The following is a 23,943-nucleotide window of genomic DNA, read 5'->3' as shown; positions in this document are numbered from 1 at the left end:
TCGTCAATGATGACATTTAATGATATAGTTGAAGGAATTAAAAGTCTTTCTACTAATGAAAAAGAAGAAATTCAATCATTGTTGCAGCAGTATCTCCGTGAAGAACGTCGCGATAAGATTTATGAGAGTTTCCAAGCAGCCCAGAAAGAACAACAACAAGGAAACCTCAAGTTTTCTAACCAGATTGACGAATTGAAACAACTGATTGATGAATAATCATGGAAGTTAGTTTCAGTTCGGCTTTTAAACGGGCTTTACAAAAAATGCTTAAAGGGAATGAAAACTTAGAGTCAAAATTTTGGCAAAAACTAGAAATATTTACGTCAGACCCTTACGATCCGAGCTTAAGAACCCATAAGCTATCAGGAAAACTGAAGGATTTATGGAGTTTCACTGTAGATTACGACGTGAGAGTATTATTTTATCTTACAGAAGATAACAAGGCTATTTTTGTTGATTTCGGCAGCCATGACGAAGTTTATTAAGGGGTTAAAAACTCTGTTTCTCAAATCTCCTCTACCCAGGTTTCAATAGCAGATATCAGATTCGGTTGATTGGGGGGAAAGCCTTTTAACGGCGCTTCTAGGGGTTCGTCGGTGAGAAATGCGATTTTTGCTTGGATGTGAGTTCGGTTGATTTTTTTCAGGTATTAACAAGATTTTGTTGACCGAGTTCTAGGGAGATGCCACTGATGCGATCATCTCCAGGACGATAGGACAAGACTTCGATGCCAATGGGTTCATGGGTATCTCCATCTTTAAACAGGATAATATCGTTCTCAAGTTCGGTCGCAATTTGATTGGGACGGGGAGATTTCCAAAAAATGGTTAAAAGTTCGGTTTCGGGTTCGTAAAATACTTTTATTTGGGCCATAATTTCGCTCCGTTTTTTATTGCATCAGTTTGGTAAGCGGTAATCAAGTAACCCTCGCCATTTAAACGCCGAGCAACAGCAACTAGCCATCTTTGTGCTTTGATGGTGCGATAAAATAGCAAAACGTTAATATCGCGCTGACTTTGGTGAATGGCATCGGGTTGATTCAGGGTTTGCTGAATTTCAGTTTCAAAATGGGTAATATCGGGATGTTTGATCAGCAATGTTTGCCAGTAGTTTTCGGTGGTGCGGACTGTAAACCCTAGGGGTGTAGAAACAATGAATTTAACGATTGGTTCCATCTGTGGGCAATTGGGCTAGGGCTTATTGATATTTTAGCGGTTCTGGCTGTGTGAACTACCCCACCCTGCCGCCCTAGAGCATGGGGCTTCCTGATTCAACGGGAACTGCATCCAACAAAACCGATGTTTTGCCAGGTTGTCTTACACTCCCGACCCAGGCAGTATCGCTGGTTCCCAACGACAATATCCGCAAGGCTTCATTTCTGATATTTTGTGCCGCATTGACATCTCGCTCATGGCAAGTCCCACAATGTTGACATTGCCATTGACGAATATCTAACGACAAACTATCTACTCGGTTGAGGCAAACGTGACAGGTTTTAGAGGATGCAAAGAAACGGTCAACCTCAATATAAGTTTTTCCTTCCCACTCCGCTTTATATTTAAGCATTGTGGTAAACATTCCCCAGCCTACATCACTAATCGCCTTGGCTAGTTTGGGGTTTCTTACCATCCCTTTTACATTCAGATTCTCTACAGCAATAACTTGGTTTTCGTTGACTATCTGGCGGGATAGTTTGTGTAGAAAGTCCTCACGGCAACGGGCAGTCTTGCTATAAACCTTAGCTACTTTTTGTTTGGCTTTAGTTCTATTCTGACTCCCCTTTTGCTTGCGGGATAGTTTTTGTTGTTGGCGTTTAAGGTTACGGTGATGTTTGTCGCCATGACGGGGATTATCATACTTTGACCCATCACTGGTAATGGCGAAATGAGTCAATCCAACGTCAATGCCAACCGCTTTACCTTCGGTAGACTGACTCGGAGTTTCTTTCCCATCATCCACCAATACCTAAGCGTAATAATATCCATTAGAATTTTTAGAGACAGTTACAGTTTTAATTATCCCTTCAAATTTTCGATGACAGTTGCAGTATACTAGCCCGATCTTCCCAGGTAGTTTGATATAGTCTCCCTCAAACTTAACGTTGGCGGGATAACTTAATGACTGCCGACCATGCTTTGACTTGAAACGGGGCAATTGCGCCCGCTTCTCAAAGAAGTTTTTGTAGGCAGTGGAAAGATTGAGAGCAACAACTTGCAAAGACTGGGAATAGGCATCCGTTAGCCAAGGGTATTTCTTTTTTAACCCTGGTAACAGACCCTGGATATATCCACGAGATAATCCTTTGCCTGTCTTGAGATATGTTTCTTGGCATAGGTTGAGTGCCAAATTCCAATACCAACGACAGCATCCAAACGCCTTGGCGAGAGATGCTTTTTGGTCGTCGGTTGGGTAGATGCGATACTTGTACGCCTTATACATTATCTTTATTTGCTGTTGCCGATAACATTGTAGCTGATCATCCGAGGATTCGCTATCGCTCAGTTTGTTTATTGGTTGCTATTCATCCCCTCCCTGCAAGCGAGGAAGGGGAATTCCGCAACATTTTGTTAAAGTTCTGCTAACCAGGTTGCAATGGCGGATATCAGATTCGCGCTTATTGGGGGGAAAGCCTTTTAAGGGCGCGTCTAGGGGGTCCTCGGTGAGGATGGCAATGGCAATGACCCCGGTGAGTTTTGCGCAGAAGCTGATGAGTTCCGGGGTGGGATGTTCGCAGTCGGTGAGGAGGAGGGCGCGGTGGGGGAGGAGTTGGCGGCGTTGCAGTTGTTTAAGGGCGCGGCGCAGTTGGGCGGGGGTTGTGGGTTCCGGGGGGTCTTCGTCGGGACAGGTGGTATCCCAGATGAGTTCGCTGAGGGTGAGGGCGATTTCCCCTTCCCGGGTTTCGTTGGCGAGGGGTTGGGCGTTGAGGATGAGGATGGGCTGGTGTTGTAGGGCTTGGGGGAGGTTGATGGGGGCGAAGGTTGTTTCGCTGTTATGGGGGGTTTGTTCGGTGATTTCGGGATGGGGGGTGGTGGGGGGATGATGCCAGGCTTGATAAAAATCGGGATAGGGGAGGTTTTCGGCACAGTTCCAGATGAGTTCGTAGCATTCATTAAATTGCTTAAAGTTGTTTTGATAAACTTCATCGCTGAGGCAGTCTTTTAAGGCGGAGACGACTCCTGCATAGTGTTGCGTGTGGTGAGTATTTTCTCTAAACTCTCGGCTGCTAGCCAACGGGTGTCATCATCAGCTCCAGCATCCCGTAAGATTTCCTCTAATGCGGCGATCGCCTGCTGATTCCCTGGGGCGATTTCCCCTAAACTCCAAGCTGCTCGGCTACGGATGTCATTATCAGCACCAGCATCCCGTAAGATTTCCTCTAATGCGGCGATCGCCTGCGGGTTCCCTGGGGCGATTGTTTCTAAACTATTGGCTGCTCGCCAACGGGTGAAATCATCAGCACCAGCATCCCGTAAGATTTCCTCTAAGACAGCGATCGCCTCTGGATTTCCCGGGTCGATTTCCCCTAAACTCTCGGCTGCTTGCCTACGGGTGGAATCATCAGCACCAGCATCCCGTAAGATTTCCACTAAGGCGGCGATCGCCTGCGGGTTCCCTGGGGCGATTTCCCCTAAACTCTCGGCTGCTCGCCCACGGGTGTACTTATCAGCCCCAGCATCCCATAAGATTTCTTCTAAGGCCGCGATCGCCTCTGGATTTCCCGGGTCGATTTTCCCTAAACTATTAGCCGCCTGACAACGAATATAGTCATCTTCAGTGGTGTTGCGGATAATCTCGATCAACTGACCGATGGACTCGGAATTTCCTTGTACGATTTGCCCTAAACTATTAGCCGCTTCCCCACTGGCCCATTCATCTTGAGTGGTGTGGATAAATTTGACTAACCCAGTGATGAGCTCAGGATTTCCTTTTATGATTCCGTGTAAATCAATCAATCTCAAAAAATCCTTAGTCGTGCGAATAAATTGGAAAAACCCAGCAATCACCTCGGCATTTCCAGGGTCGATTTTCCCCAAAATTTCTGCCGACTTCCAACGGGTATCTTCATTCTCAGTGGTGCGGATAATGTCGAGCAATACAGCGATCGCCTGCGGGTTCCCTGTTCCCGGGTCGATTTTATCTAAACTCTCTATCACCTGGTACTGGGTATATTTAGAATCAGTGGTGCGGATAACTTCGAGCAATCCAGCGATCGCCTTGGGATTTCCCTGTCCGATTTTTCCTAAACTCTCTACTGCCTCCCTACAGGTTCATTCATCCTCAGTAGTGCGGATAATTTCAAGCAAGCGAGCGATCGCATCGGGATTTCCTTGTCCGATTCCCCCTAAACCATCTACTGCCTGCCTACGGGTCCATTCATCCTCAGTAGTGCGGATAATTTCAAGCAAGCCAGCGATCGCCTCTGGATGTCCTTGTCCAATTTCTCTTAAAGTCCATGTCGCCCCCGAACGGGTCAATTCATCCTTAGTAGGGCGCCGGATAATTTCAAGCAACACAGCGATTGCCTCTGGATTTCCCGGGTCGATTTTATCTAAACTCTCTATCACCTGGTACTGGGTATATTTAGAATCAGTTGTGCGGATAACTTCGAGCAATCCAGCGATCGCCTTGGGATTTCCCGGGTCGATTTGCTCTAAACTCTCTACCGCCTTCCTACGGGTATCTTCATTCTTAGTCATGCGGATAATTTCGATCAATACAGCGATCGCCAAGGGTCTAATGGTTTGTGGTATCACCTCTCTCGCCGCTTCTTTGATCGGATCTAAAAAAGTCCGCCATTCTTGTTTTTCAGTATTAAAATAACCGAATCCCCACCTCACAACCTGCCGCACAATCTCATCTGCCCGGGAACAAGCCTTAAATTCATTAATTGCAGCAGCAGCTATGAAATTTGCTTGGTATTCATAAAATCCTCTATCTACTTTGTCAAAGTTCCACTCTCCACAAGCATCCTCAAACTCAACCAACGCACGAATAAACTCCTCCTTCTCCTTCTCATTCTCCTCAGCCTTAGCCTTAATATCCTCACGTCCGAACCACAACAAAATCACCTGCTTCCACTGCGGTTCAAAAATCCGATACCGCTTCCCCTCCACCGGACGATCGCAATGATCCTTCGGCAGAAAATAATCCCAATCCTCCACCGCCAACGCTGCAAAATACTCCTGAAACGTCGCATGATAAAACCCATAGACCTTCTCACGGGGCTTTTCCGCTGCCACCCCCACCTCATTCAACCAACCCAACTTTAACGCTCTGTTTAACAGAGAACTTTTAGCCTCCCGTTTACCCAAGTATTGACGTACCAACCGATGGGTTAACCGAAAGCGGCTTACTTCACCATCGAGGGATACTTTTTCCAACTTTCCTAAAGTTGCATTCAAATCATTTTTTATCTTATCTAGTAATTTATCTTTTTGCTCATTTGTTAATTTATCCTTTTCCTCATCTGTCAATAAAAATTATTCTCCCTTCCAGTTATAAATAAAGTTCACAAAAATCTCATACAACTCCGCCATCGTTTCCGGTAGCGCATTCTCCACCTTCCAAGTCGCACATAACAAGGTTAACCGCAGGGGATTGCGGCATAAATCCTTAATCCGTTCCTTCCCTGTCGCCTGCAACTGTGACCACAACGACTCCGCGTCAGCTTCCACCGGAAACCACCTCCGGATAAACTGCGGCTACATAGCCTACAACTCCTATTCTACCGTTACTTAGGTGTTACTCAAAACCATAGCAGGATCTATCAATCTGTAGCCATAAAATAACCCCTAGGGGTTTAATCTAGGGGCATTAATTTATGAAAGGTTGACGATTAGATTAATCTATCTGATAGATAACTCAAAGGAATAATTTAGCTTCAGAGCTATCAAGATCAACCCCTAACGCTGCTAACCGTTCTATGGCTACGTTCAACGGTATAGGTAACTTAGAGCATCCTTCGATAACTTCTAAGGTAGCGTCAATCCCTTTTGTTTTATAGTTACTCTCATTGACGATTGTGCTATGACCCATAAGTCTAGCTCGCAACTCGATAGGTAATCCATACTTTTCACCTAACAGGTTGTACAGTCTACGAAAAGCATATTTCTGGGTTACCGGGCATTTCATAGAGGAAATTTTTTGAGTAAACCTTGTGTCAAAACCTCCGGTTATGGTTCTGGGTTGAACGCCTTTTTTAGGGCTATATTCTGGTAACAACGGCTGTTTCAATTCCAGAAGTTTAAACATTTCAGGACTGGGAATTGGAGCTACAACCCTTCCTCCTATTTTAATACTCACTTTCCGACCTTCTGAGTCAGTAAAGTAAACATAGTCACCTAGCACCAAGTAATTATCCTGATTATCAGGGTCTGACAGTGCTTTGATAGTGATACCATCATCCGTTACAAATGGCTTAGTTAGATTAACGGCCGCAGCTATCTCGGTAGGCCTTAACCCATACATTACTGCCATACCCGTCACCCATAACCAACTATGGCGGTTATTGCTTACTGTATTGCTTTTAATGGTATAGGCTTTTTGTTTAGCGCTATACCACCAATCTTTAAAGGCATCGATGCCTATCCGTTGTTTCTTTTTGAATTGTGTTTGTTTGGCGTTAATAGGCTCAAGCTGTTTAAGCAAGTGTTCTTTGTTAGGTGATTTCTCAGCTATGGCTTTTAAGATGTAGTAACGTTCCTTGAAGGTTTTGGAGCCTACTAATTGTTCTCCATTCTGCAAGGGAGTGTATAGCATAGCCTTGAAACTCTCCCAGCTAGGATATTCATCCCAGTTAGGGAACAGCCTGAAATATATTCCTTTAGTAGCCTCGTAAGATGATAGGTCACTGACAATATCGCGAGAACGCGGTCGTCCTGTGTTGCGGTTGTACCCGGCAAAATACCCATCTTCCAGTTGTTGAAATATTTCCCGGTAGGTTATCAGATTATCCTCAATCTGATTTTTCCCTAGGATGGTTTTATCGTACCAATCCCAGAACTCACTAGCGCTGCTGATAGTTCCCAGGGCTTCAGATACCAACTTAGCTTTCTTAACGCCGTCTATCACCCCTTCTGGAGTACACTCAAGGTTAGCCGTTTTGGGTAGTCGTTTTCCGGTTGGTGGTTGCTTAAACTGCAATAAGAGATTGTACCTAACCCCGGTCTTTTGAAGTTTGAGAGTTACCCCCCTAGGACACTCACCCTTAAAATCCTGATAGGCCTTGAGGAACCTAGCATAGCCCCCGTCATAGTTACCCTTTCCCCCTACTGTAGGGGTATTGATATCGTTACTCATTTTTTACTCACTTGTTACTCTGCTATGGTTTTGAGTAACACCTAAGTAACGGTAGAATAGGAGTTGTAGGCTATGTAGCCGCAGTTTATCCGGCGCTGGTTTCGGGGGTTGGTGGCGGCGGGTGAGGATGTCCAGTTAGCGGAATCCTTGTGGTCAGAATTGCAAGAGTCGGGGAAGGAACGGATTAAGGATTTATGCCGCAATCCCCTGCGGTTAACATTGTTATGTGCGACTTGGACAGGAAAAAAGGGAAATTTGCCGGATACGACAGCTAAGTTGTATGAAAAGTTTGTGGACTATATTTATAAGTGGAAGAAAAAAGAGTTTCCGGTGAAGAGTGAGAAAAGAAAACAGTTAAATGCAGCATTAGGAGAGTTAGCAAAAGTATCCCTTGATGGGGAGAGGAGTCGGTTTCGGTTAAGTCATCGGTTGGTCTGTGAATATTTGGGAGAACCCGACGAGGATTCTCTATTAGATACGGCGTTAAAGTTGGGTTGGTTGAATGAGGTGGGAGTTGATGCGGATGAACCGGAAGACCCGGTTTATGTTTTTTATCATGCGACGTTTCCGGAGTATTTCGCGGCGTTGGCGGTGGAGGATTGGGATTATTTTCTGCCGAAGGATCATTGCGATCGTCCTGTGGAGGGGAAGCGATATCATATTTTTGAACCGCAGTGGAAGCAGGTAATTTTGTTGTGGTTGGGGCGTGAGGATGTTGGGGATGAGGAGAAGGAGGGGTTTATTCGGGGGTTGATTGAGTTTAAGGATGGCTGTGGAGAATGGAACTTTGAGAAAGTAGATAGAGGATTTTATGAAGAGAAAGTAGATAGAGGATTTTATGAAGAGAAAGCCTATTTTCTAGCAGCAGCAGGAATTAATGAGTTTAAGGCTTGTTCCCTGGCTACTGATATTGTGCAGCAGGTGGTGAAGTGCGGGTGTGGTGAGTTTGATATTCAGAAACAGAAATGGACAATTTTTCCCAATCTGATTCAAGAATGGGCAAGAAAGGCGATATCTGAAACCATTAGATGGCTTGCGATTTCAGAACTGAGTGCAATTCTTGAGAATTGCCTAGATGAAGATATCATGGACGAAGCGGCATTAAGTTTAGGGGCAATCGGACAAGGAAATCCCGATGCCATCGCTGGGTTACTCCAAATTATCCGCACCACTGAGGATGGACTTACCGGTTGGCTTGCGGCAGAGAATTTAGAGAAAATCGGACAAGGAAATCCCGATGCCATCGCTGGGTTGCTCCAAATTATCCGCACTACTGAGGATGACGATACCCGTATGAAGGCGGCAGAGAGTTTAGGGAAAATCGCTCCAGGAAATCCCGATGCTATCGCTGAATTGCTCCAAATTATCCGCACTACTGAGAATAAATATATCCGTATGAAGGCGGCAGAGAGTTTAGGGAAAATCGCTCCAGGAAATCCCGATGCTATCGCTGAATTGCTCGAAGTAATCCGCACTACTGAGGATGACGATACCCGTGAGGATGCGGCTAAGAGCATGGGTAAAATTGCTCAGGGAAATCCTGATGCAATCATCACTTTAGTTGAACTAATGGAAACCTCTAAGAATGAATCGACTCGTAGTAGTGCAGTGTATGCTTTAAGATATATTCCCCAGGGAAATCTTGTTGCAATAGCAGCATTAATCAGGGTTATCAACAATACTAAGAACAATGAGCATATCTGGAGGCGAGCGGTATTTAGTTTAAGTACAATTGCTCAAGGAAATCGTGATGCAATAGCAGCATTAATCAGGGTTTTGGAAAATACTGATAATGATGAGAATATCCGTGGTAGTGCGGTAGAGGCATTGGGTGAAATTGGTCAAGGAAATTTTGATGCAATAGCAGCATTAATCAGGGTTCTGGAAAATACTGATAATGATGAGAATATCCGTGGTAGTGCGGTAGAGGCATTGGGTGAAATTGGTCAAGGAAATTCTAATGCAATCATGAGTTTAGTCAAGATTATTGAAAACAAGGCTGAACATGAAAATATTCGGTCTCATGCTGCTAAAGATTTGGCTCGAATTGATGCCAAAAACTATAAAATTATTCCTACCTTAATTTCTCTTGTAAAAACATTCAGGCATGATTTTTATTTTGGAAGATTAGTGTATGCTTTAGGTATAATCGGAAAAGATAATCGTCAAGTCATTAAGATTCTTTCTGAGCTTATTACAAACGACAATTTTTTGGTCTCTCGCACAAGACAATTTGTATTGGCTCTTGCTCTAAACAAGGTTGACTCAGAAAATTTTCAAGCAATTGATGTTTTTATTAATCTCATTAACACTGAGAGATTGACATATGGACAGGCAAAAGTGAGAGGAATGCTCACCACACCAAAACAATCTGTACGGTTCGTCTCAGCCTTAAAACACAACCTCAGCGATGAAGTTTACCAAAACAACTTTAAACGATTCGAGGCATCCTACGAAGTCCTTTGGAATTGTGCCGAAAATCTCCCCTATCCCGAATTTTATCAAGCATGGCACCATCCCCCCACCACTCCCCATCCCGAAGTCACCGAACAAACCCCCCATAGCGGCGAACCCTCTTTCGCCTCTCCCCTCACCTGGGAATCCCTGCAACACCTGCCCCTGTATTGCCTCAACGCCGACCTCCTCGCCAACGAAACCCGTGAAGGGGAAATCGCCCTCACCGTCATCGAACTGATTTGGGAAATCACCTGTCCCGACGAAGACCCCCCGGAACCCGCCACCCCCGCTGAACTGCGCCGCCACCTCAAAAGCCTAAAACGCGCCCCACCTCCTCCCCCACCGTGCCATCCTCTTCGGTAGCGAAACGGTTTCCACCCCGACCCAACCCACCCCAGAACTCATGGCCTTTTGCCAAAAACTGACGGGGGTAATTGCGATCGCATTTCTCACCTCAGAACCCCTAGAAGCGCAGTTAAAAGGCTTTCCCCCCAATCAACCGAATCTGATATCGGCGATCGAAACCTGGTTAGAGGAGATTTGAGAATATTGGTTTCTATAACGCTCGATTTTAGAGCATCTCGTTTACCCTGATGCCTTGCCAGCCCAGCTATAATTTCTACAACAACGACAGAGGTAAAATTGTGTCCGACCTGAAAGAAATTGAACAAGCAATTCTCTCCCTGCCATCCCATGAGTTTGAAAAACTAAAACAATGGTTCTTTGATTTGGATTATCAACGGTGGGATGAACAGATAGAACAGGATATTGCCGAGGGTCGTTTAGAAGCCCTCGCTCAAGAGGCGATCGCGGAGTTTGTATCTGGACATTGCCGAGAACTCTGATGCACTATACCACTCGACGATTTTGGCAATGTTACCATGCTTTACCGGAAGCTGTACAAACAACTGCCGATGAATGCTACAACTTACTCAAATCTGACCCGTCTCATCCGTCTCTCCATTTCAAAAAACTGGGGAAAAGGTATTGGTCGGTTAGAGTAGGGTTAAATTATCGTGCTTTGGGTGTTGAAGTAGAGAACGGCATTTCTTGGTTTTGGATTGGAACCCATGCCGAGTATGACCGATTGATTAGCAAATAACCTGGAAGCGTTTACCTTTGTCTTGGAATTGTAGAAGTCCAGATTGGTGTCAAGGGACTTAATGTGATCGCTTTTTTGTCCTAACTGGGAATTTGTACTTATTTTGTCCATTTTCCCAGTAGGCTGCCTTCCATTGGGTCAGTCTGATAACTCACTCCTTGCTTTCTGCCCTGGGACGGTTAATCCGGCTAGTGCGATCGCGTTTACTTCTTGTACCTGGCTGTTCAGTGCTAAGTATTTTGTAAATCAACTTCATCAATTCATTGTCTCTTGAGTTAACCTCTGCTATCAACTTTTGGTTTTGCTTCATCAAAGACCACACTAAAAATATTACTACCCCATCACTTCCTACCCGTAATAATTCCGGCAAAACTTCAGTCGTCATAATTTTTGTATTTATCGCCTTGGATATTTAACGGAAAATAATCTTGATTTTTGGTTAAGTATTTTTCCATGTGGTTGATGTTTATCCATATAAGTTTATTATGGTCTTCTATTTCTCGCCTAAGCGTTGATGATATTCTGTTTAGCTCTTCTCTGTTTCTGTTGACTTGTACTCTAATTATTGTGTATTGAACTGATACATACCATACTGTACTAATGAGTGAAAGTATCCAACTTATAATTATTGTGATTTTTTCGATTTCAATATCCACGGCGGAATTAACTCCTCTGTTGATGTGGATTTTTAATCACATTTTACTTGGGTTAATTTAAAAACTTTGACCAGATAATACAGATAGAATCCGAATTATCTGGCAGCTTTAAATTTTCGACCAACTAACTTTAGATTTTCGGGACAATTATACTATTTTCATACTTTTCAAAAAAAGCTAGAGTTCTTTATAACCTCCTAAAAAATGTCCCGTCTAAACTTTCTATTACAGGCCTAATACTTACTGCTGAGACCACATTAATTGCTTTATTTCCTGGTTGTTGGTTGTATACTTACTGTGCTTGATATAATGCCCCTACTAAATGACAAAATTCTACGGTAGCGTCCACACTATCACCGCTTGCCCCCAATGTTTCTAGTAAGGTTTTAAACTGTGAATCATCTGGGAGATGGTCGATTAATTGATTAAGAGAGATGTCCATGTTAACTTACAAAAGCCTCAATTGTTACGTCAAACTTTAGATCCATTGTAGGATGATTTTCGATCCATGTTGCGTTTTTGAAAAAACGGCGGCGAACTCCTAACTTTCTAATCACCGAGGGGTTATCTGTAAACCCTTGAACTGGTGGATAATTAATCAGTTGCGGTTCCTCTGTAACGTATACAGTCCTTTGCTCTGTTATCCAGTCAGAATTTTCAGAATCATTATAATAATGCCCTCGAATAAGCAGCATTGACCTATAGCCATCATAGGGATTTTTCCACCGCCCCCAATCAGTTCAAAATCTAAACCTCAATAATGAGTATTGAGTAACTGGGGAGCTGTGAATTATCCACTCTTGAGTTGGCTGATAGCTTGAAGCTATCACCTCCCATGTGCCATAAGCATCTGTAAAACTCATGCTTTACTTGATAACTTGACGACGGTCTAGACTAGCTCTCAATACTGGTTTCCCGTTTAGGGTTTTACCGCCACTATTATAATGATGTAAAGCAGCGTTTACGTTTTCTACGTCGCAAAATATTCTATATGTAATTGGTGGTCTATTAACTCCATTGTTGCAACTAACGCAAAGTCTCACCAATACACCAGCTCGCATTAATTCCCCAGTATCATAAACTGGCTCCTTCTTATTCGCATCAGCGACTGGACCTATTCCCAAATGTGTTACAGTGTTATCGTCATACATCACACTACTAGCTCTAAATACTCTAACCTTATCGCCATCTACTAATTGACATAGTTTCGTTCTAGCCATTGATATACTCTCCTTTTGTTATTAGCGGTAATCAACTCGTACACGATCGCGACATGAAGTTATCACTCCCGTACCATCCCAGGCTTTATTGGGTAATATCTGGATGGCTTCAGTAACCTTGTCTGTAGGCACATAAATATCAGCACCATAATACTTATTGTCTTTTCGGTAGTTAATTCGCATCTTCATTAAGAAACCCTCCTGCACAGCTTTATTTGGCTTAAGCATATGTGCATTTACATTTGTTGGATCTGTGTGGGCGGTCATTCCGAGATGTGTAGCAATGCCATTGTACCGATTAGAAAGCCGGGCAGCTACTTTAATGGTTCCCGTACCCCCTGGCGAGGGTGCATCCCAGCTATAAATTGTTGAACTATTTAGAGGGGGCATAGAATACCTGCCTTGTTGCTTTAAAACTGATTACCACTACATTCATAACAGGTATTTTTAGAGCGTGGAACAGTTACGGAAACCTATAGGGTTTCCGAACATACAAGGGAGTTTGTTTGATCTAAAAAAAATATTGGGGTTGTCTTCTAATCGGGATTCCTGTATATATGCCCGTTGTAGTCACAGAGAAGGATAGGCTCGTTGAGCATCTCTAAAAACAATTTCGCCTCTCTAAAATAGACGTGCCCGACCGGACGGCGGCGGGGTGGTTTAATTTTGTTACCCAATATCGTCACTTCTGGGGGCGTGATAGGAAACGCTTGGGTTGGATTTTGGTTGCTCGATGTAAAGACCTTTGAGTTATCAAATTCTATTTCCATCACCCGACAGATTCGCTGATAAAGATTAATCCCCTCTGATGCGCTAGTTGCAAAAACAAACGACTCTAACCCTTGGCGTTTATCTCTGTAGCTAACCGATTCTCTACCCTTGTGAAGACGAAATTGTTCGGGTTGTAGAAAGTTCTGGACAATTCTCTGAGCCAAATTTCTGATGTTAGCCTTAGTTAACAAGTCGCCAGTTCCGTTCGGGTTTTCTGTTTTTCCCACCAAACGGAATCCCACTCTTGCCTCTAATTGTCGGTAGCCTTTTTCCACATCCTCGATCCGTTCCAAAAAGTACAGCACAACCTTGGGAGCGCCCCGGTAACTAATACCCGTCGAGACCGTGCTATCCATTCCCTCACTGCTACCCCCACCCTCGTAGTGGATTTGTAGGATTTGCCTAATTAATTCCTTGTCGTTCCCCGTCAAGACAACTGATTTGTTCTGAGAGCGATCGGGAAAATATTCTATTGTGCGGTGAAGCCCAACATCTTTTGCTGTTTTTCGGGCTGAAGGTTTCCATTCAATGTAAGCCGGGCGAGAGCCTACCTCGTTCCTCCATCTGCTTATTGTCTCCCCATTGGAATCCTTAACATTAGATGAAGGATAGTTAGTTCTTAAATTGGGGAGTTTTGGGTTCACTCTGTAGCGCAGTTCTGGATAACCCGATGCCCAAACATCAAACCAATCCTCGAATTTTAGATCGCTGGCATTGAGAAGATGCTCGATCATCTTCTCCATCCATCCCAGTTGTGACAACTGCAATGCCAAGGCTGACTCAGAACCAGCCATCAGCAGTTTGTAATCTAGGTTTTTTCTGTCTGGCTGTAGTTGGTAAACGTTCCAGTTTGGCTGCAATTCTATTCGGACTCGTTCCGGCCGCTTATCTGATAGTTTCGTGATACGCCGTTGACGAGCCATCATGATGTAAGTTTGCTGAGTAAGTCTTCCAACTTCTACCATTGATATCCCTCCTCTCAGGTGATGAATTTATACCGGTATCCACTCCTCATAAGTTCCCTGCTCTGACAACAACTCACCGAGGGTTTCAAAAAAAGTAGATGTCATTGTTTCTATACCCTCCCATTGTTGCTCATTCACCCAATCAAAATATTCATCTTCTTTAACTTTCGCCCAAGTTTCTTCTACTTTCTCCGAAACAATAAAAGGTGATTGCCCTTCCTTGCCCCAAGTATCTTCCTTATCCAACAACCTGGCTGCTACTTTTCTGGCGTTAATGTAAGTCATAACAAACAGTGCTTTTTTAACAACCTCTTGCACCGCATACCTCAGCGAGGATAACGCATCCACCAAAGTCTCTTTAATAGTCGGGTTAATCATACACATAGCGGCGATCGCACCTTCCCGAATCCTTAAACTTGTTGCCGCCGCACTACCCACCTTGCCCACCACTAAAGCCGCCAAAGATTTCCCGACTGTTTCCCCCAAGGGAACATATAAAGCATTAGCCGCTTGTTTTAAATCGTCCATCATTTTCTTGTCAGATGCTGCCCAATCAAAGTTATAGGCTTGAGAAACCCCTTGGGTCAATTTGCTCATCACTGTAGGTATTGTTACCCCTAAAAAACCGCCAACAAAAGCCGGATGGGCTGCTACTAAACTCCCTACACCCGCACCAACAAACCCTAATGCTTGTCCGCCAACAATCAGCACAGTCCCAGCAATTAAACCACCCGCTACAATCCCGGCTATTTTAGGAACCAGAGGAGCCTCTTGTAGCCATTCTTTGAAAAAACCCCAGTTCCCTTTTTTGATGTTTTCTGCAATAACTAAAGCTCCGCCCTTGACACTACCCGCCCACTTCTTAAAATCAAAGGCTTTTAAACTTTGAATCTGCTGATAAAAAGGGGTCGAAAAAGCATTAAACCACTGTGAAGACATTGCACCGCCAGCTATAGCGGTTGAAGTTAGTTCTCTCTGGTCTATCCCTACAATATTAGACATAGTTTTAACCTATATTATCAGAATCGAATGGCAACAAGTCTCTACTTCGGCGAAATTCAGCTAGATTTTCCCTTGATGACAAATTGTCGGATTTGATTTGGCGATTCATCATCAACTCATCATTAGTTTTTAAGAGACGTGCCCGTTCCTCTCTAGTAGGAGGACTTTTGGGTTTGTCTTTAAACCTCGGTTCCGTCATCGCATTATAATAATTCATCAACCAAGAACGTTTAAACTCTTCAAAGTCGCCGCCCCCAACGGCTGAAGCCATATTTAAATAGTCTAAATGTAGCCGAAAATCCAAGACAGCGATCGCTTCCTCTATTCTGTTGTTGGTATCAGTTCTTAACCCGGCTTTTTCATCTTTTTTAGATGGTGGTTTCCCACCACTACCGGAATCCCTCGGAGGGCGATTAGAACCACGGGGGGGATTTCTTTTGGTCACGATTATGTCCTCATTTTAGCCGCCATATTCAAAATTATCTCATAAAGGTCAGTGCTTTTAAACCTAAACTCATCAACCTCTATTTCATAATCATGAATCTCTAATAAATCGGGTAACATAGCTTCTGTCGTGTCTTCATCGTTTAAATCAAGTTTAGGCTCCTGACCCTTTTTACTATCCTTACCGAATCCCTTACCAGCTCCCCAGTGTTTTTTACCAAACACATTAAACTCAATCGGTAAAGTCACCACCTTCGAGATAATAGGAATTCCCAACCCGTCCAAAATCGCCGACGTTCTGTAATATAACTTAGCTAAAGTCCGATACATTCTCGTCATTATATAAGCTAGGCGAATCTGAATATTTAACCGGTTAGCACTATCACCTTTCAACTCAATCAACAGTTCAGTCTGAGCCTTTAATATAGCCCCCAGCGAGTTAAACTTTAACTCTATAGACTGGTCGCCTTTTTGGGCTTTATTCGTATCCTGAACTTTAACAGTAACCGGAGCATCAAAACCATAATTATCGATGGTTTTAAACAGGTCAGACATGATTTCCAGATAATCCTTATTTGCATGATTCCCTTTACCTTCTGGTATCATCATATTAGACGGAACCTGGAAACTCTTGTCTAACAACTTCCTGACCCCTAGGGCTTTATGTATTTCCCGAGTCATCTTAATCAAATCTTCACAACAGTTTTTGTCCATATCATCTGGTAATATTGGTAAACTTGGCGGTGGCTCTGGTTCAGATAAATTCTCTGTATAAGGCAGAGGTACCAGGTAAAGGCACCAGGATATATATCTCTGATAAAGTTGATGGCTTATATAGTTACCAGTTTCTGGTTCTATTTGGTTAAAAACTATCGGAGCCACCGCAACATTAATCTGCTGGGCTGATTTCAAATAATAAGGTGAAAGCATCGGGTATGATGTCCATACACGCTGGGGAAACCATGTAGGAGATTTCTTGATATATTCTAGTTGACTTACCGATTTAATATAATTAAAGTGTACTCCAACTTTAACATCTCTAAACCGCAGTCTATCCCAACGCCCAAAAAGCTGTCTAGTCTCCGAAACTGGCACTATTCCCATAAAAGTTATAGACTCGAACGCCCAACGTTCATTGGAAAATTCAAGGGAACTTATTAAGCTTGATTTTGTTGTTATTGTACCCTCACCCTTCGCTATAAAATTTAATCCTGCTTCCGTAAAAGTTGGAAACCACCCCCACAAAAAGAATACTTTTTTAACTAGATAGAGTTCCCCTAACTGGCGAGAATATCCAGCCGGAGGTCGAGGGATATCGAGCTTAGGAGGTCTAAGATCATTTTCATCTTCGCTTGTCTCAATTTCATCTTCCTCTGTTTCCTCGTCTTTATCATCTTCGCAAACATTTCTGGCAAAGGTAACCGTTTTCCCCCCAATAGTTACGCTCATCGATTGCTCGCATTCCCCAAGGTAAACCGAGACATTAGCATCATTGATACTGTCAATTGTTCCCCCAAAACCTTTGGGGCTTCCATCCTCGTCAAGGTCTACAAATGCGCGGGCTGTGCTGCCTATTTTTTCAGTTTTTATCCCTCTCCTAGTTCCACCATCCTGTAAATCCTCAGCTTCTATGCTTGCTTTGGGCAACATCGACCGGGCAAAATCAACCATTCCCCCAACGTCTATATCAATATCCCCGTCGTCGCGGGGAAACCTTACTCTAACTCTGGATTTATCATCCGCCTCTAATCTTTTGACCTCTCTTTCTATTACATCTACAGCTTGCCTGTAGTTGCGATTTCTAACAATGTCTTTCACCCTCCTGCTTCGCTCTTCTACCTCTCTCATGACAAAAATTCCTCATCCCAATTAATAAATAATTGCCTCCATCCCTCCTCAGACAACACCCGATTATCAGTCAGCCATTCTGGTTCCATCGCCTCGATCGCTTCCAAAGAAACCGAATTAATCGTTTCCCGTTTTTTTAGCATAAAATAAGCATTAGGCAGATACGGGCTTCTCCAAGACATTAACATGGCAGTGACTGGCAACACTTCTAAAAAGTCAAAAGTTTGGCATAGATACTCAATTCTCTCTAACCATTGCTCAACAAGAAAACGATAGTTATCTTTGCGTCTTAAATCCGTTTTATCCGTTTGTCGATCCGTTTTCGGAAATTCATTAATTGTCCTGTATTGTATGGGAACATTAGCCAAGGCTTTTAACTCTCGAATGAAAGGAAAAGCATCAGATGGAGAACCGGGAAGCAAAAAGTGGCGTTTGAATATCACCTTTTTAGCATAAAGCATTGATGATAAATCACTATTCCACAAATTAACTGCATCTACTTCATATTGTCCCTCTGGTAGATAACTTAAATCCTCGGTATTTTCACTGCTATATAAAGCTGTGGTCATTGATAATAACTCTCCATAATCAGAACAGTTGTCGTTCCCTCTTTTACTTTTGCCCATATCGCGTCAGTTGGTATAAATCCGGCTACATTACCTGGATAATAAATCTGGCCGGGTGGCATTTTGAATGGATGGCTTGTCGCGTCACTTCCCAATGTGCCAAAACCCCAAAGGAGCTCAATTTCTCCCTGATTTTGAATTTCAAAATAAGCACGGCTTAGATTAGCGGGGGCTATTAACATGGGATTAGGGCTTACAGTGACTGTGTTCATCACTGTATTAGCCGGACGTTTAGCCATCAATATTAAATCTAATTCTACTCTATGTTCTCCCTCGATGTAAAGAGTGTCATAGATGCGATTACTGGCTATTGAACCGCCCCCTAATATGCCGTTGCCATAATCCTTAAAACTTACACCCAATTGGTCAGCACTGCCAAGTATTTTGACCTCGTTTGCTGTTAAGTAAGGATTAATTAGAGGAACATAAAACCGCCTCCCTCGGTTTTGAATAACAGGACAAGCTGCCTCGACCCATGAACCGGTAGCGCTTTTTCTTCTAAGCAATTGCCACCCAAATTTAGGATGATTGCTCTCTAATTTCATTAATTTGGCTGCTCTTTCTGCCGCCGAATCCTCTGGGTAAAATTCAGGATAAGGAGACCGGGGAAAACTTGGACACCAAACTGAGGCGGTGAGACTTTCTAGGAAAACATTAGCACGCCATAGCCATCTAGGGTCAATATTGTTAGACATTGAGTTGACGACATCAGAGACAGCCAAAAGTGTTAATGGGTCTGTAACATAATTACTGGCATTACTTTCATTAATTTCAAATGAAAATGTGTCGGTTTCTGATCAGCGATTTTCTGCCATAGTTTAAGGCGTTAATAAGTATGGTTGTGCGGTTGAAGTCATGCCGTCGCTGTAGCTAATGATTACAGGATAGTCTGTTAAAGTAATGGTAAGTATTAATGGATAAGTTCCACTTCCACGAATGTTAGGTCCTATGGTAAACTCACAATGTTTTCTGGCGGGTTCGGGATTGAGTGTGGGGCTAAATTCGGCGGCGTGTTGATACATTACCAAATGCAGTAGAGCGCTACATAGATTTTGTTGATTAAAAGGATAGCTACCCGTTCCGGGTTGAAAGCCCACAAGAAATGGTTCTACTACTGCGATCGCGCCACCTTCTATATAAGTTTCTAGCTCGTCAATATCCAGGTTGACAACAGAATCCTCTTCATTGAGAGTTAAATCCATAACGTCTTTTCCTGTGAAGTTAATCGTCAGGTTTTTTTGCCTTTGTAGCAATCGCCGCCCCATAGCTAAGGTTAAGGCTTCTAATGTGGTTTCGGAAAAATCAGGATAGACTCCCGGAGTGATGTTCATGTGAGACAATAGAAGTGGTTATTTTTATTCTACTATAAATGCCGATTCGATTGGCAATGCGTCCTACCGGTGGCGGGGGCGGCGGCGCTTATTATCGCCATATTAAGTCAGGTTATTTTCAACTCACCGCAGGGGAAGAGATTGAAATAGTCCCCGCCACGCCATTATTAGTCCGTCGGGAAATCACCATCCAAGCCGACAATCCTTTTTCTATTCGGTGGGTAGGGTCTGATTTATCCTTACCTGTTTTTGAAAATGGCTTCTACTCCGATGGGAGTGATGGAGGGATTGGTGTTTTAGCAAGCAGCCCCACAACTCAGATTCTCTCTATCTGGGTGCGCCAAGATACGGAAATTGACTACAACATAGGAAGCGAAATAGAGGACGATATGCCTATCCCAGATTTATCAATTAGACCGTTTATTTCCTTAGATTCCAATATAAACAAACTTCCATCGTTTATAAGTTCTGATTCTCAAGTTAATTATGATGACGTAGATACTTATAATAGGTTCTGGGGAACGTGGACTACAACAGAGGGAGCAGTTAGAGCCTGGCAATTTGATGTTTTTTTGCCCGGTAAACAATATGTTTTTAATATTACCAATAATCTTTATGCATACATTGGGAATGACGGAATTTCTACGTCTGTTATCAAGGAAGGAACTAATATCGAGATTTTACTATGTCCTCGTGAAACCATGTGGATGGCAATATCTCAAGTTGCATTGTTTTCTAATGTTTTCAGTTCACATATTGACATAGATAATCTTGAAAAATGGATAACAAATCGATGCTCTGTTATTACAGTTCCTGACACAGGGGGAGCTTTTAATCTGACTCCTACTCTGTCTCGCTATATTTTGCTGTTTAAAGCTGAAGGTTCTTTTTTAGCTCCCGGATTAGGACTTTGCCGTTGCATTTACACGCCCAACAGCACAGACCCAAAACAAGGGGGAGAATTTGAGATAACGCAGTTTTCACCATGGGAGGATTGGTAAATTCACAAAAATAGGGGAGAGTATTACCGGTTAGTAAACAAATATAGAGAAGGCTGATCCGATCGCTCGCCGCCAAACTTTCCCCCAAGTCGGCGCGAAAACTAATATTCTCCCCGCCCGAACCCTACAATAGTCATATAGGTAAGCCGATCGCTTTGCCTCGTCGGCTAGGCAACTGGGGGAAATTCCCTACAGACACGAATTCATGAAAAAAAACCGCATTGGTAAAGCATCAATCATTCCTGATGCGATCGCCGACAAGATAATCAAACGCTGCAAATATCCCTGGCAACAAACTCTACTTTCCATAATGAGATACACCGGGGAACGGGTGGGAGCCGTTAGGTTGTTGCAAGTTTCTGATGTCTACGCCGATGGCAGTTCTCAGATTGCCTTGCCGGAGATTACTTTTAGGTCAGAAACTAGGAAGCGATCGGCTGGGAAAGATGCTGGGGTGAGACAGGTTCCCGTCTCCCAAAAATTGAGAGAAGTTCTGAGAACCTACCGACCTGGTGGTAGTGTCTGGCTTTTTCCTAGCCCATCCGACCACAGTTCACCGGTGACAGTTCAAGCGATCGACTCTTTCCACAGAAAAGCGATCGCTCAACTGGGTTTACAAAATGAGGGTTACTCGCTTCACAGTTACCGCCGCACTTTCATTACCAAACTTTATAACAAGGGAGTCAATACCAGAACCATCATGGCTATCACAGGTCACAAATCTATGGCATCTTTGCAGCGCTACATTGATGCTGATCCTCAAAAAATCCGAGACGCGATCGATGAAATCTAAGGCAGTCGATGACTTAAGGTTGCCAGACATCAGAGGAAAGTGGGTGCTACTAGCCAAACACAGATCGAGAAGTAACTGCCCTAGATTCCGCCAATTTTAGCACTAAACCGGGCTGCTTGGTATTTTGTCTAAAACATCAAAGACTCTTACACACAGCCAACGGCGCTAACCATTTTACAGTAGCAAATAGCGCTGTTTAGGGTTGGAAAATGCTCATTAATTTTTCTGTAAAATCATAAAATTTTTCGGGGGAGTAAAGTCTCCCCCTGTGGAAAATTTAGGAGTTGCTATCTGGGGATTTCCAACCACCCGATTTAAGTGCGGGAAGTTTTTCTAGGATAGCTTCGAGAGACAAGCCGGACTCGATCCACTGTTCTACTTGGTTGGCGATCGCTTTAGCTTTTTCCGATAGATGGGGGCCGGCAAGGTAACAAACCTGCTTTTTTCCCCTATATAGGTAAGCATATTTATTCCCGTTGGTGTCTTGGGCGGTTGACTTAGCTTTCCAGCGAACAGTTAGGCGATCGCTCTGAAAAGTGTTCACCGGGGATAAATTTTCGTCACCCAGGGTGACGGCTATCCATCCCAAATACTTAACCTTACCTTTCTCGCGTAACCTTTCCAGAGACTTGACTACACGAGACACCGGGATATCAGTGGATTGAGCGAGTTGTTTGTGGTCTTGATTGGGACAGTCCCTAAGATGTTTCAAGACAGCCATATCATCCCAAAAAGGATCGAATGGTTCTACACTTTCAGAATCCGTCACCCAGGGTGACGGAATTGAGAGGGAAAGCTGCCCCGGTGACTTAGATTTTCCCTTCATCGGCCTGACCCCCTATCATCATCTTCCCCAGGTATCGTTCGACTATTTATAGCCAAAAGTATCGATTGTGAGTTTTTGGCTATGCTGCGAACCAAGAAAAGCCTCGCTAGAAAGGGACGGTTTTCATGAATTAGGGCGATCGCCACATCAAGATAACGGGCGACTTGGCGGAAAGCTGCATAATTCCTCCCGATAAGGTCTCGAAGTTCCAGCACTTAGGACTGAAGTTCCAGCACTTAGGACTGAAGTTCCAGCACTTCTGGGGGAACGCTTGGGATTGTGTCGGTCGGGTTATGAGCGATCGCGCGTAACGGCGCGTTTAAATTTTTAACTTTTGCGTCACCCAGGGTGACGGAATCGGTGACTTTATGAGCGATCGCCTTTTCACCGGTGACAGTTTGAAGGTTAGAAAAGTGTTGTGCCATAGTCCATTTGTTTCTTGAGGGTTTAGCAGCGTGCCAAAATAGAAAGCACCCTTCGTGGACACGAAGGGCGCTTAATTTATTTAGAAACCTGTTGGAGAATCTCCTGTCGGATGTTCTCCATTTGTTTTTTCATTTGAGATTGATAGTCTCGGTTGGCTTGCAGTCTTTGCTCTAATCGAGCCTCATGGCTTTTGACATACTCATGGAAACCAGCAAACAACTCCTCCAACAGGTCTAGAATTTTCCCGCCTGTTCCGGGGACACTTTCCCCGCTTGACTGGAAATTATCCCCCTGGCAATCTGTTCCACCAATTCGGACCGATTCAGATTTAGCTCCAGAGCCATCTGATCCAGTAGCCCGACGGCTGTTTCCGTTAACGTCATCGAGACTGACTTCTTGTTTTCCCCGTACAGCGTGCTGCGGGTCTTCCATTATTCGAGCGCGATAGGTAAAAAGCCGGATGTTGAGAGCGGGGAAGCTGGTAGATTGATGCGATCGCCTTGGGGTTGGTCAGGCGATCGCAAAAGCACACCCTATATATAGGTAAAAAGCCTATGGTCAAACCAAAAGCCGAGGCCGCCAATTCGCCTAGCGGGTTTCACCGCCTGGACAAAAAACATCAGCGGATTTTCCTGGTCACTTGTTTGGCGAGGATGAAAATTCTCTTTGCGCGTGGGTCGATTTGACACGAGAGGCAGTCTCTTTCTTGAACTGTTTAATTAAAGCCAAAATGGAAATTGATAACACCATTACTCACCTAAGAGTTATCGATTTTATCTCTAATGATGAACGATTCCAAAATGTGCATAATTATGCAATGCAGCTTGAAATGTATCACAATCAAATTTATGCAGACTTGGAATATACACTATCAGCTTTAGAAGATCTAGATTTCACCGCCTGATGAGTCCTAGCCGGTAAAGGACGAAACTTTCCCCTTACACCTGGGGGGAAGTCGCGGATAACCGGGTGATTCCCACCGCATTGATAACTAGCCCCCCCGAATTGAAATGGGAGGTTTCCCTCCCCAACCTGTTACTGGGGGCAGAAGTCAATAATTGCTTCTAGCCGGGTTCCAACCCCGGTTAGATTCTAGGGAGATTTGTTCCCCCAGATAGAATGGGCGAGAGCCGTAACAGCTTCGTGGGAACGATTAACCACAACACTAGAGGTTAA

30 protein-coding genes and 3 pseudogenes are annotated in these 23,943 nt (G+C 43.8%); 8 read left to right on the top strand and 25 right to left on the bottom strand.

Annotation, left to right across the window (positions count from 1 at the left end; all coding sequences use genetic code 11):
- Nucleotides 1-6: 6 nt before the first annotated feature.
- Complete coding sequence (locus tag N39L_RS27565) at nucleotides 7-216, top strand: hypothetical protein (RefSeq protein WP_197535915.1); 210 nt, start codon at nucleotides 7-9, stop codon at nucleotides 214-216.
- A gap of 2 nt (nucleotides 217-218) precedes the next feature.
- On the top strand, nucleotides 219-485 hold the full coding sequence (locus N39L_RS27560; RefSeq protein WP_006615780.1) for a type II toxin-antitoxin system RelE/ParE family toxin: 267 nt from the start codon (nucleotides 219-221) through the stop codon (nucleotides 483-485).
- Between the two features lie 20 nt (nucleotides 486-505).
- Here N39L_RS27560 and N39L_RS27555 read toward each other — a convergent pair.
- The 9 genes and pseudogenes from N39L_RS27555 to N39L_RS27515 form a co-directional block, all read right to left on the bottom strand.
- Nucleotides 506-610, bottom strand: a pseudogene (locus tag N39L_RS27555) (NACHT C-terminal alpha/beta 1 domain-containing protein); the annotation flags it as partial.
- 32 nt (nucleotides 611-642) lie between these two features.
- Nucleotides 643-873, bottom strand: a complete 231-nt coding sequence (locus N39L_RS27550) for a hypothetical protein (protein WP_006615789.1) — start codon at nucleotides 871-873, stop codon at nucleotides 643-645.
- Nucleotides 861-1,175, bottom strand: coding sequence for a hypothetical protein (locus N39L_RS27545; protein WP_006615788.1), 315 nt, complete (start codon nucleotides 1,173-1,175; stop codon nucleotides 861-863). Before N39L_RS27545 ends, N39L_RS27550 begins: the two co-directional genes overlap by 13 nt.
- Nucleotides 1,176-1,248: 73 nt before the next feature.
- Nucleotides 1,249-2,439 (bottom strand): annotated as a pseudogene (locus N39L_RS27540) (RNA-guided endonuclease InsQ/TnpB family protein).
- 78 nt (nucleotides 2,440-2,517) lie between these two features.
- Nucleotides 2,518-3,231, bottom strand: coding sequence for an NACHT C-terminal alpha/beta 1 domain-containing protein (locus tag N39L_RS27535; protein ID WP_050856799.1), 714 nt, complete (start codon nucleotides 3,229-3,231; stop codon nucleotides 2,518-2,520).
- The gene (locus N39L_RS27530) at nucleotides 3,159-4,202 is read right to left on the bottom strand and encodes a HEAT repeat domain-containing protein (protein WP_014276954.1); all 1,044 of its coding nucleotides are present in this window, start codon (nucleotides 4,200-4,202) and stop codon (nucleotides 3,159-3,161) included. The genes N39L_RS27535 and N39L_RS27530 overlap by 73 nt, the downstream gene beginning before the upstream one ends.
- Nucleotides 4,203-4,268: 66 nt before the next feature.
- Nucleotides 4,269-5,474 carry a HEAT repeat domain-containing protein gene (locus N39L_RS27525; RefSeq protein ID WP_014276953.1) on the bottom strand — a complete coding sequence of 402 codons (1,206 nt, stop codon included), beginning with the start codon at nucleotides 5,472-5,474 and terminating at the stop codon, nucleotides 4,269-4,271.
- A 6-nt stretch (nucleotides 5,475-5,480) separates the two neighbouring features.
- Nucleotides 5,481-5,675 (bottom strand): hypothetical protein, encoded by a 195-nt coding sequence (locus N39L_RS27520; protein ID WP_014276952.1) that lies wholly within the window; start codon nucleotides 5,673-5,675, stop codon nucleotides 5,481-5,483.
- A 187-nt stretch (nucleotides 5,676-5,862) separates the two neighbouring features.
- Complete coding sequence (locus tag N39L_RS27515) at nucleotides 5,863-7,299, bottom strand: hypothetical protein (protein ID WP_014276951.1); 1,437 nt, start codon at nucleotides 7,297-7,299, stop codon at nucleotides 5,863-5,865.
- A gap of 507 nt (nucleotides 7,300-7,806) precedes the next feature.
- Here N39L_RS27515 and N39L_RS27510 point away from each other — a divergent pair.
- From N39L_RS27510 to N39L_RS27500, 3 genes and pseudogenes are all read left to right on the top strand, one after another.
- Nucleotides 7,807-10,300 (top strand): annotated as a pseudogene (locus N39L_RS27510) (HEAT repeat domain-containing protein).
- Nucleotides 10,301-10,349: 49 nt separating this feature from the next.
- Entirely contained in the window at nucleotides 10,350-10,601 is a 252-nt protein-coding gene (locus N39L_RS27505) for a hypothetical protein (protein ID WP_199318225.1), read from the top strand.
- Nucleotides 10,601-10,858 carry a ParE family toxin-like protein gene (locus tag N39L_RS27500; RefSeq protein WP_014276949.1) on the top strand — a complete coding sequence of 86 codons (258 nt, stop codon included), beginning with the start codon at nucleotides 10,601-10,603 and terminating at the stop codon, nucleotides 10,856-10,858. The genes N39L_RS27505 and N39L_RS27500 overlap by 1 nt, the downstream gene beginning before the upstream one ends.
- A 151-nt stretch (nucleotides 10,859-11,009) precedes the next feature.
- Here N39L_RS27500 and N39L_RS27495 read toward each other — a convergent pair whose 3' ends face one another.
- The 12 genes from N39L_RS27495 to N39L_RS27440 form a co-directional block, all read right to left on the bottom strand.
- Nucleotides 11,010-11,243 (bottom strand): hypothetical protein, encoded by a 234-nt coding sequence (locus N39L_RS27495; RefSeq protein WP_035736994.1) that lies wholly within the window; start codon nucleotides 11,241-11,243, stop codon nucleotides 11,010-11,012.
- Nucleotides 11,244-11,806: 563 nt separating this feature from the next.
- A complete protein-coding gene (locus N39L_RS27490) occupies nucleotides 11,807-11,956 on the bottom strand; it encodes a hypothetical protein (RefSeq protein WP_014274412.1) in 150 nt (49 codons plus the stop codon).
- Nucleotide 11,957: 1 nt separating this feature from the next.
- Nucleotides 11,958-12,209 carry a hypothetical protein gene (locus N39L_RS27485; protein WP_014276947.1) on the bottom strand — a complete coding sequence of 84 codons (252 nt, stop codon included), beginning with the start codon at nucleotides 12,207-12,209 and terminating at the stop codon, nucleotides 11,958-11,960.
- 171 nt (nucleotides 12,210-12,380) lie between these two features.
- Nucleotides 12,381-12,734 carry a hypothetical protein gene (locus N39L_RS27480; RefSeq protein ID WP_014276946.1) on the bottom strand — a complete coding sequence of 118 codons (354 nt, stop codon included), beginning with the start codon at nucleotides 12,732-12,734 and terminating at the stop codon, nucleotides 12,381-12,383.
- Between the two features lie 21 nt (nucleotides 12,735-12,755).
- Complete coding sequence (locus N39L_RS27475; protein WP_014276945.1) at nucleotides 12,756-13,124, bottom strand: hypothetical protein; 369 nt, start codon at nucleotides 13,122-13,124, stop codon at nucleotides 12,756-12,758.
- Nucleotides 13,125-13,270: 146 nt separating this feature from the next.
- Nucleotides 13,271-14,470, bottom strand: coding sequence for a hypothetical protein (locus N39L_RS27470; RefSeq protein WP_014276944.1), 1,200 nt, complete (start codon nucleotides 14,468-14,470; stop codon nucleotides 13,271-13,273).
- 27 nt (nucleotides 14,471-14,497) lie between these two features.
- Entirely contained in the window at nucleotides 14,498-15,472 is a 975-nt protein-coding gene (locus tag N39L_RS27465) for a hypothetical protein (protein ID WP_014276943.1), read from the bottom strand.
- 4 nt (nucleotides 15,473-15,476) lie between these two features.
- Entirely contained in the window at nucleotides 15,477-15,917 is a 441-nt protein-coding gene (locus tag N39L_RS27460; protein WP_014276942.1) for a hypothetical protein, read from the bottom strand.
- A gap of 2 nt (nucleotides 15,918-15,919) precedes the next feature.
- Nucleotides 15,920-17,764 (bottom strand): hypothetical protein, encoded by a 1,845-nt coding sequence (locus tag N39L_RS27455; RefSeq protein WP_014275485.1) that lies wholly within the window; start codon nucleotides 17,762-17,764, stop codon nucleotides 15,920-15,922.
- Entirely contained in the window at nucleotides 17,761-18,333 is a 573-nt protein-coding gene (locus N39L_RS27450; protein ID WP_014276478.1) for a hypothetical protein, read from the bottom strand. The genes N39L_RS27455 and N39L_RS27450 overlap by 4 nt, the downstream gene beginning before the upstream one ends.
- Complete coding sequence (locus N39L_RS27445; RefSeq protein ID WP_234933440.1) at nucleotides 18,330-19,112, bottom strand: group 2 RNA polymerase sigma factor SigC; 783 nt, start codon at nucleotides 19,110-19,112, stop codon at nucleotides 18,330-18,332. Before N39L_RS27445 ends, N39L_RS27450 begins: the two co-directional genes overlap by 4 nt.
- A 96-nt stretch (nucleotides 19,113-19,208) precedes the next feature.
- Nucleotides 19,209-19,721 (bottom strand): hypothetical protein, encoded by a 513-nt coding sequence (locus N39L_RS27440; RefSeq protein WP_434221497.1) that lies wholly within the window; start codon nucleotides 19,719-19,721, stop codon nucleotides 19,209-19,211.
- A 38-nt stretch (nucleotides 19,722-19,759) separates the two neighbouring features.
- On the opposite strand from N39L_RS27440, the gene N39L_RS27435 reads away from it, so the two are divergent.
- Nucleotides 19,760-20,722, top strand: coding sequence for a hypothetical protein (locus tag N39L_RS27435; RefSeq protein ID WP_014276553.1), 963 nt, complete (start codon nucleotides 19,760-19,762; stop codon nucleotides 20,720-20,722).
- A gap of 205 nt (nucleotides 20,723-20,927) precedes the next feature.
- Nucleotides 20,928-21,515, top strand: coding sequence for a tyrosine-type recombinase/integrase (locus N39L_RS27430; protein ID WP_014276552.1), 588 nt, complete (start codon nucleotides 20,928-20,930; stop codon nucleotides 21,513-21,515).
- Nucleotides 21,516-21,792: 277 nt separating this feature from the next.
- Here the strand turns inward: N39L_RS27430 and N39L_RS27425 are convergent, their stop codons facing one another.
- The 4 genes from N39L_RS27425 to N39L_RS27410 form a co-directional block, all read right to left on the bottom strand.
- Complete coding sequence (locus tag N39L_RS27425; protein WP_231851948.1) at nucleotides 21,793-22,284, bottom strand: winged helix-turn-helix domain-containing protein; 492 nt, start codon at nucleotides 22,282-22,284, stop codon at nucleotides 21,793-21,795.
- 53 nt (nucleotides 22,285-22,337) lie between these two features.
- Nucleotides 22,338-22,556 carry a hypothetical protein gene (locus N39L_RS27420; RefSeq protein WP_014275993.1) on the bottom strand — a complete coding sequence of 73 codons (219 nt, stop codon included), beginning with the start codon at nucleotides 22,554-22,556 and terminating at the stop codon, nucleotides 22,338-22,340.
- Between the two features lie 21 nt (nucleotides 22,557-22,577).
- Complete coding sequence (locus N39L_RS27415; protein WP_014275992.1) at nucleotides 22,578-22,766, bottom strand: hypothetical protein; 189 nt, start codon at nucleotides 22,764-22,766, stop codon at nucleotides 22,578-22,580.
- A 76-nt stretch (nucleotides 22,767-22,842) separates the two neighbouring features.
- Nucleotides 22,843-23,199 carry a hypothetical protein gene (locus N39L_RS27410; protein ID WP_014274396.1) on the bottom strand — a complete coding sequence of 119 codons (357 nt, stop codon included), beginning with the start codon at nucleotides 23,197-23,199 and terminating at the stop codon, nucleotides 22,843-22,845.
- A gap of 250 nt (nucleotides 23,200-23,449) precedes the next feature.
- Here N39L_RS27410 and N39L_RS27405 point away from each other — a divergent pair, with 250 nt between their 5' ends.
- Nucleotides 23,450-23,671: a hypothetical protein gene (locus N39L_RS27405; protein ID WP_148261874.1), complete on the top strand. Its 222-nt coding sequence runs from the start codon at nucleotides 23,450-23,452 to the stop codon at nucleotides 23,669-23,671.
- Nucleotides 23,672-23,943: the final 272 nt, after the last annotated feature.

This window comes from Limnospira platensis NIES-39, assembly GCF_026000695.1.
Lineage (GTDB): Bacteria > Cyanobacteriota > Cyanobacteriia > Cyanobacteriales > Microcoleaceae > Limnospira > Limnospira platensis.
This window is presented reverse-complemented; position numbering and strand designations above follow the sequence as displayed.

Bases quoted from the DNA above. Each gene is read 5' to 3' on its own strand.
- N39L_RS27560 (WP_006615780.1), top strand. From the start codon at position 219: ATGGAAGTTAGTTTCAGTTCGGCTTTTAAACGGGCTTTACAAAAAATG.
- N39L_RS27450 (WP_014276478.1), bottom strand. From the start codon at position 18,333: ATGACCACAGCTTTATATAGCAGTGAAAATACCGAGGATTTAAGTTAT.
- N39L_RS27465 (WP_014276943.1), bottom strand. From the start codon at position 15,472: ATGTCTAATATTGTAGGGATAGACCAGAGAGAACTAACTTCAACCGCT.
- N39L_RS27440 (WP_434221497.1), bottom strand. From the start codon at position 19,721: ATGAACATCACTCCGGGAGTCTATCCTGATTTTTCCGAAACCACATTA.
- N39L_RS27485 (WP_014276947.1), bottom strand. From the start codon at position 12,209: ATGCTGCTTATTCGAGGGCATTATTATAATGATTCTGAAAATTCTGAC.
- N39L_RS27565 (WP_197535915.1), top strand. From the start codon at position 7: ATGATGACATTTAATGATATAGTTGAAGGAATTAAAAGTCTTTCTACT.
- N39L_RS27500 (WP_014276949.1), top strand. From the start codon at position 10,601: ATGCACTATACCACTCGACGATTTTGGCAATGTTACCATGCTTTACCG.
- N39L_RS27515 (WP_014276951.1), bottom strand. From the start codon at position 7,299: ATGAGTAACGATATCAATACCCCTACAGTAGGGGGAAAGGGTAACTAT.
- N39L_RS27505 (WP_199318225.1), top strand. From the start codon at position 10,350: ATGCCTTGCCAGCCCAGCTATAATTTCTACAACAACGACAGAGGTAAA.
- N39L_RS27470 (WP_014276944.1), bottom strand. From the start codon at position 14,470: ATGGTAGAAGTTGGAAGACTTACTCAGCAAACTTACATCATGATGGCT.
- N39L_RS27435 (WP_014276553.1), top strand. From the start codon at position 19,760: ATGCCGATTCGATTGGCAATGCGTCCTACCGGTGGCGGGGGCGGCGGC.
- N39L_RS27415 (WP_014275992.1), bottom strand. From the start codon at position 22,766: ATGGCACAACACTTTTCTAACCTTCAAACTGTCACCGGTGAAAAGGCG.
- N39L_RS27410 (WP_014274396.1), bottom strand. From the start codon at position 23,199: ATGGAAGACCCGCAGCACGCTGTACGGGGAAAACAAGAAGTCAGTCTC.
- N39L_RS27495 (WP_035736994.1), bottom strand. From the start codon at position 11,243: ATGACGACTGAAGTTTTGCCGGAATTATTACGGGTAGGAAGTGATGGG.
- N39L_RS27480 (WP_014276946.1), bottom strand. From the start codon at position 12,734: ATGGCTAGAACGAAACTATGTCAATTAGTAGATGGCGATAAGGTTAGA.
- N39L_RS27430 (WP_014276552.1), top strand. From the start codon at position 20,928: ATGAAAAAAAACCGCATTGGTAAAGCATCAATCATTCCTGATGCGATC.
- N39L_RS27490 (WP_014274412.1), bottom strand. From the start codon at position 11,956: ATGGACATCTCTCTTAATCAATTAATCGACCATCTCCCAGATGATTCA.
- N39L_RS27550 (WP_006615789.1), bottom strand. From the start codon at position 873: ATGGCCCAAATAAAAGTATTTTACGAACCCGAAACCGAACTTTTAACC.
- N39L_RS27545 (WP_006615788.1), bottom strand. From the start codon at position 1,175: ATGGAACCAATCGTTAAATTCATTGTTTCTACACCCCTAGGGTTTACA.
- N39L_RS27455 (WP_014275485.1), bottom strand. From the start codon at position 17,764: ATGAGAGAGGTAGAAGAGCGAAGCAGGAGGGTGAAAGACATTGTTAGA.
- N39L_RS27475 (WP_014276945.1), bottom strand. From the start codon at position 13,124: ATGCCCCCTCTAAATAGTTCAACAATTTATAGCTGGGATGCACCCTCG.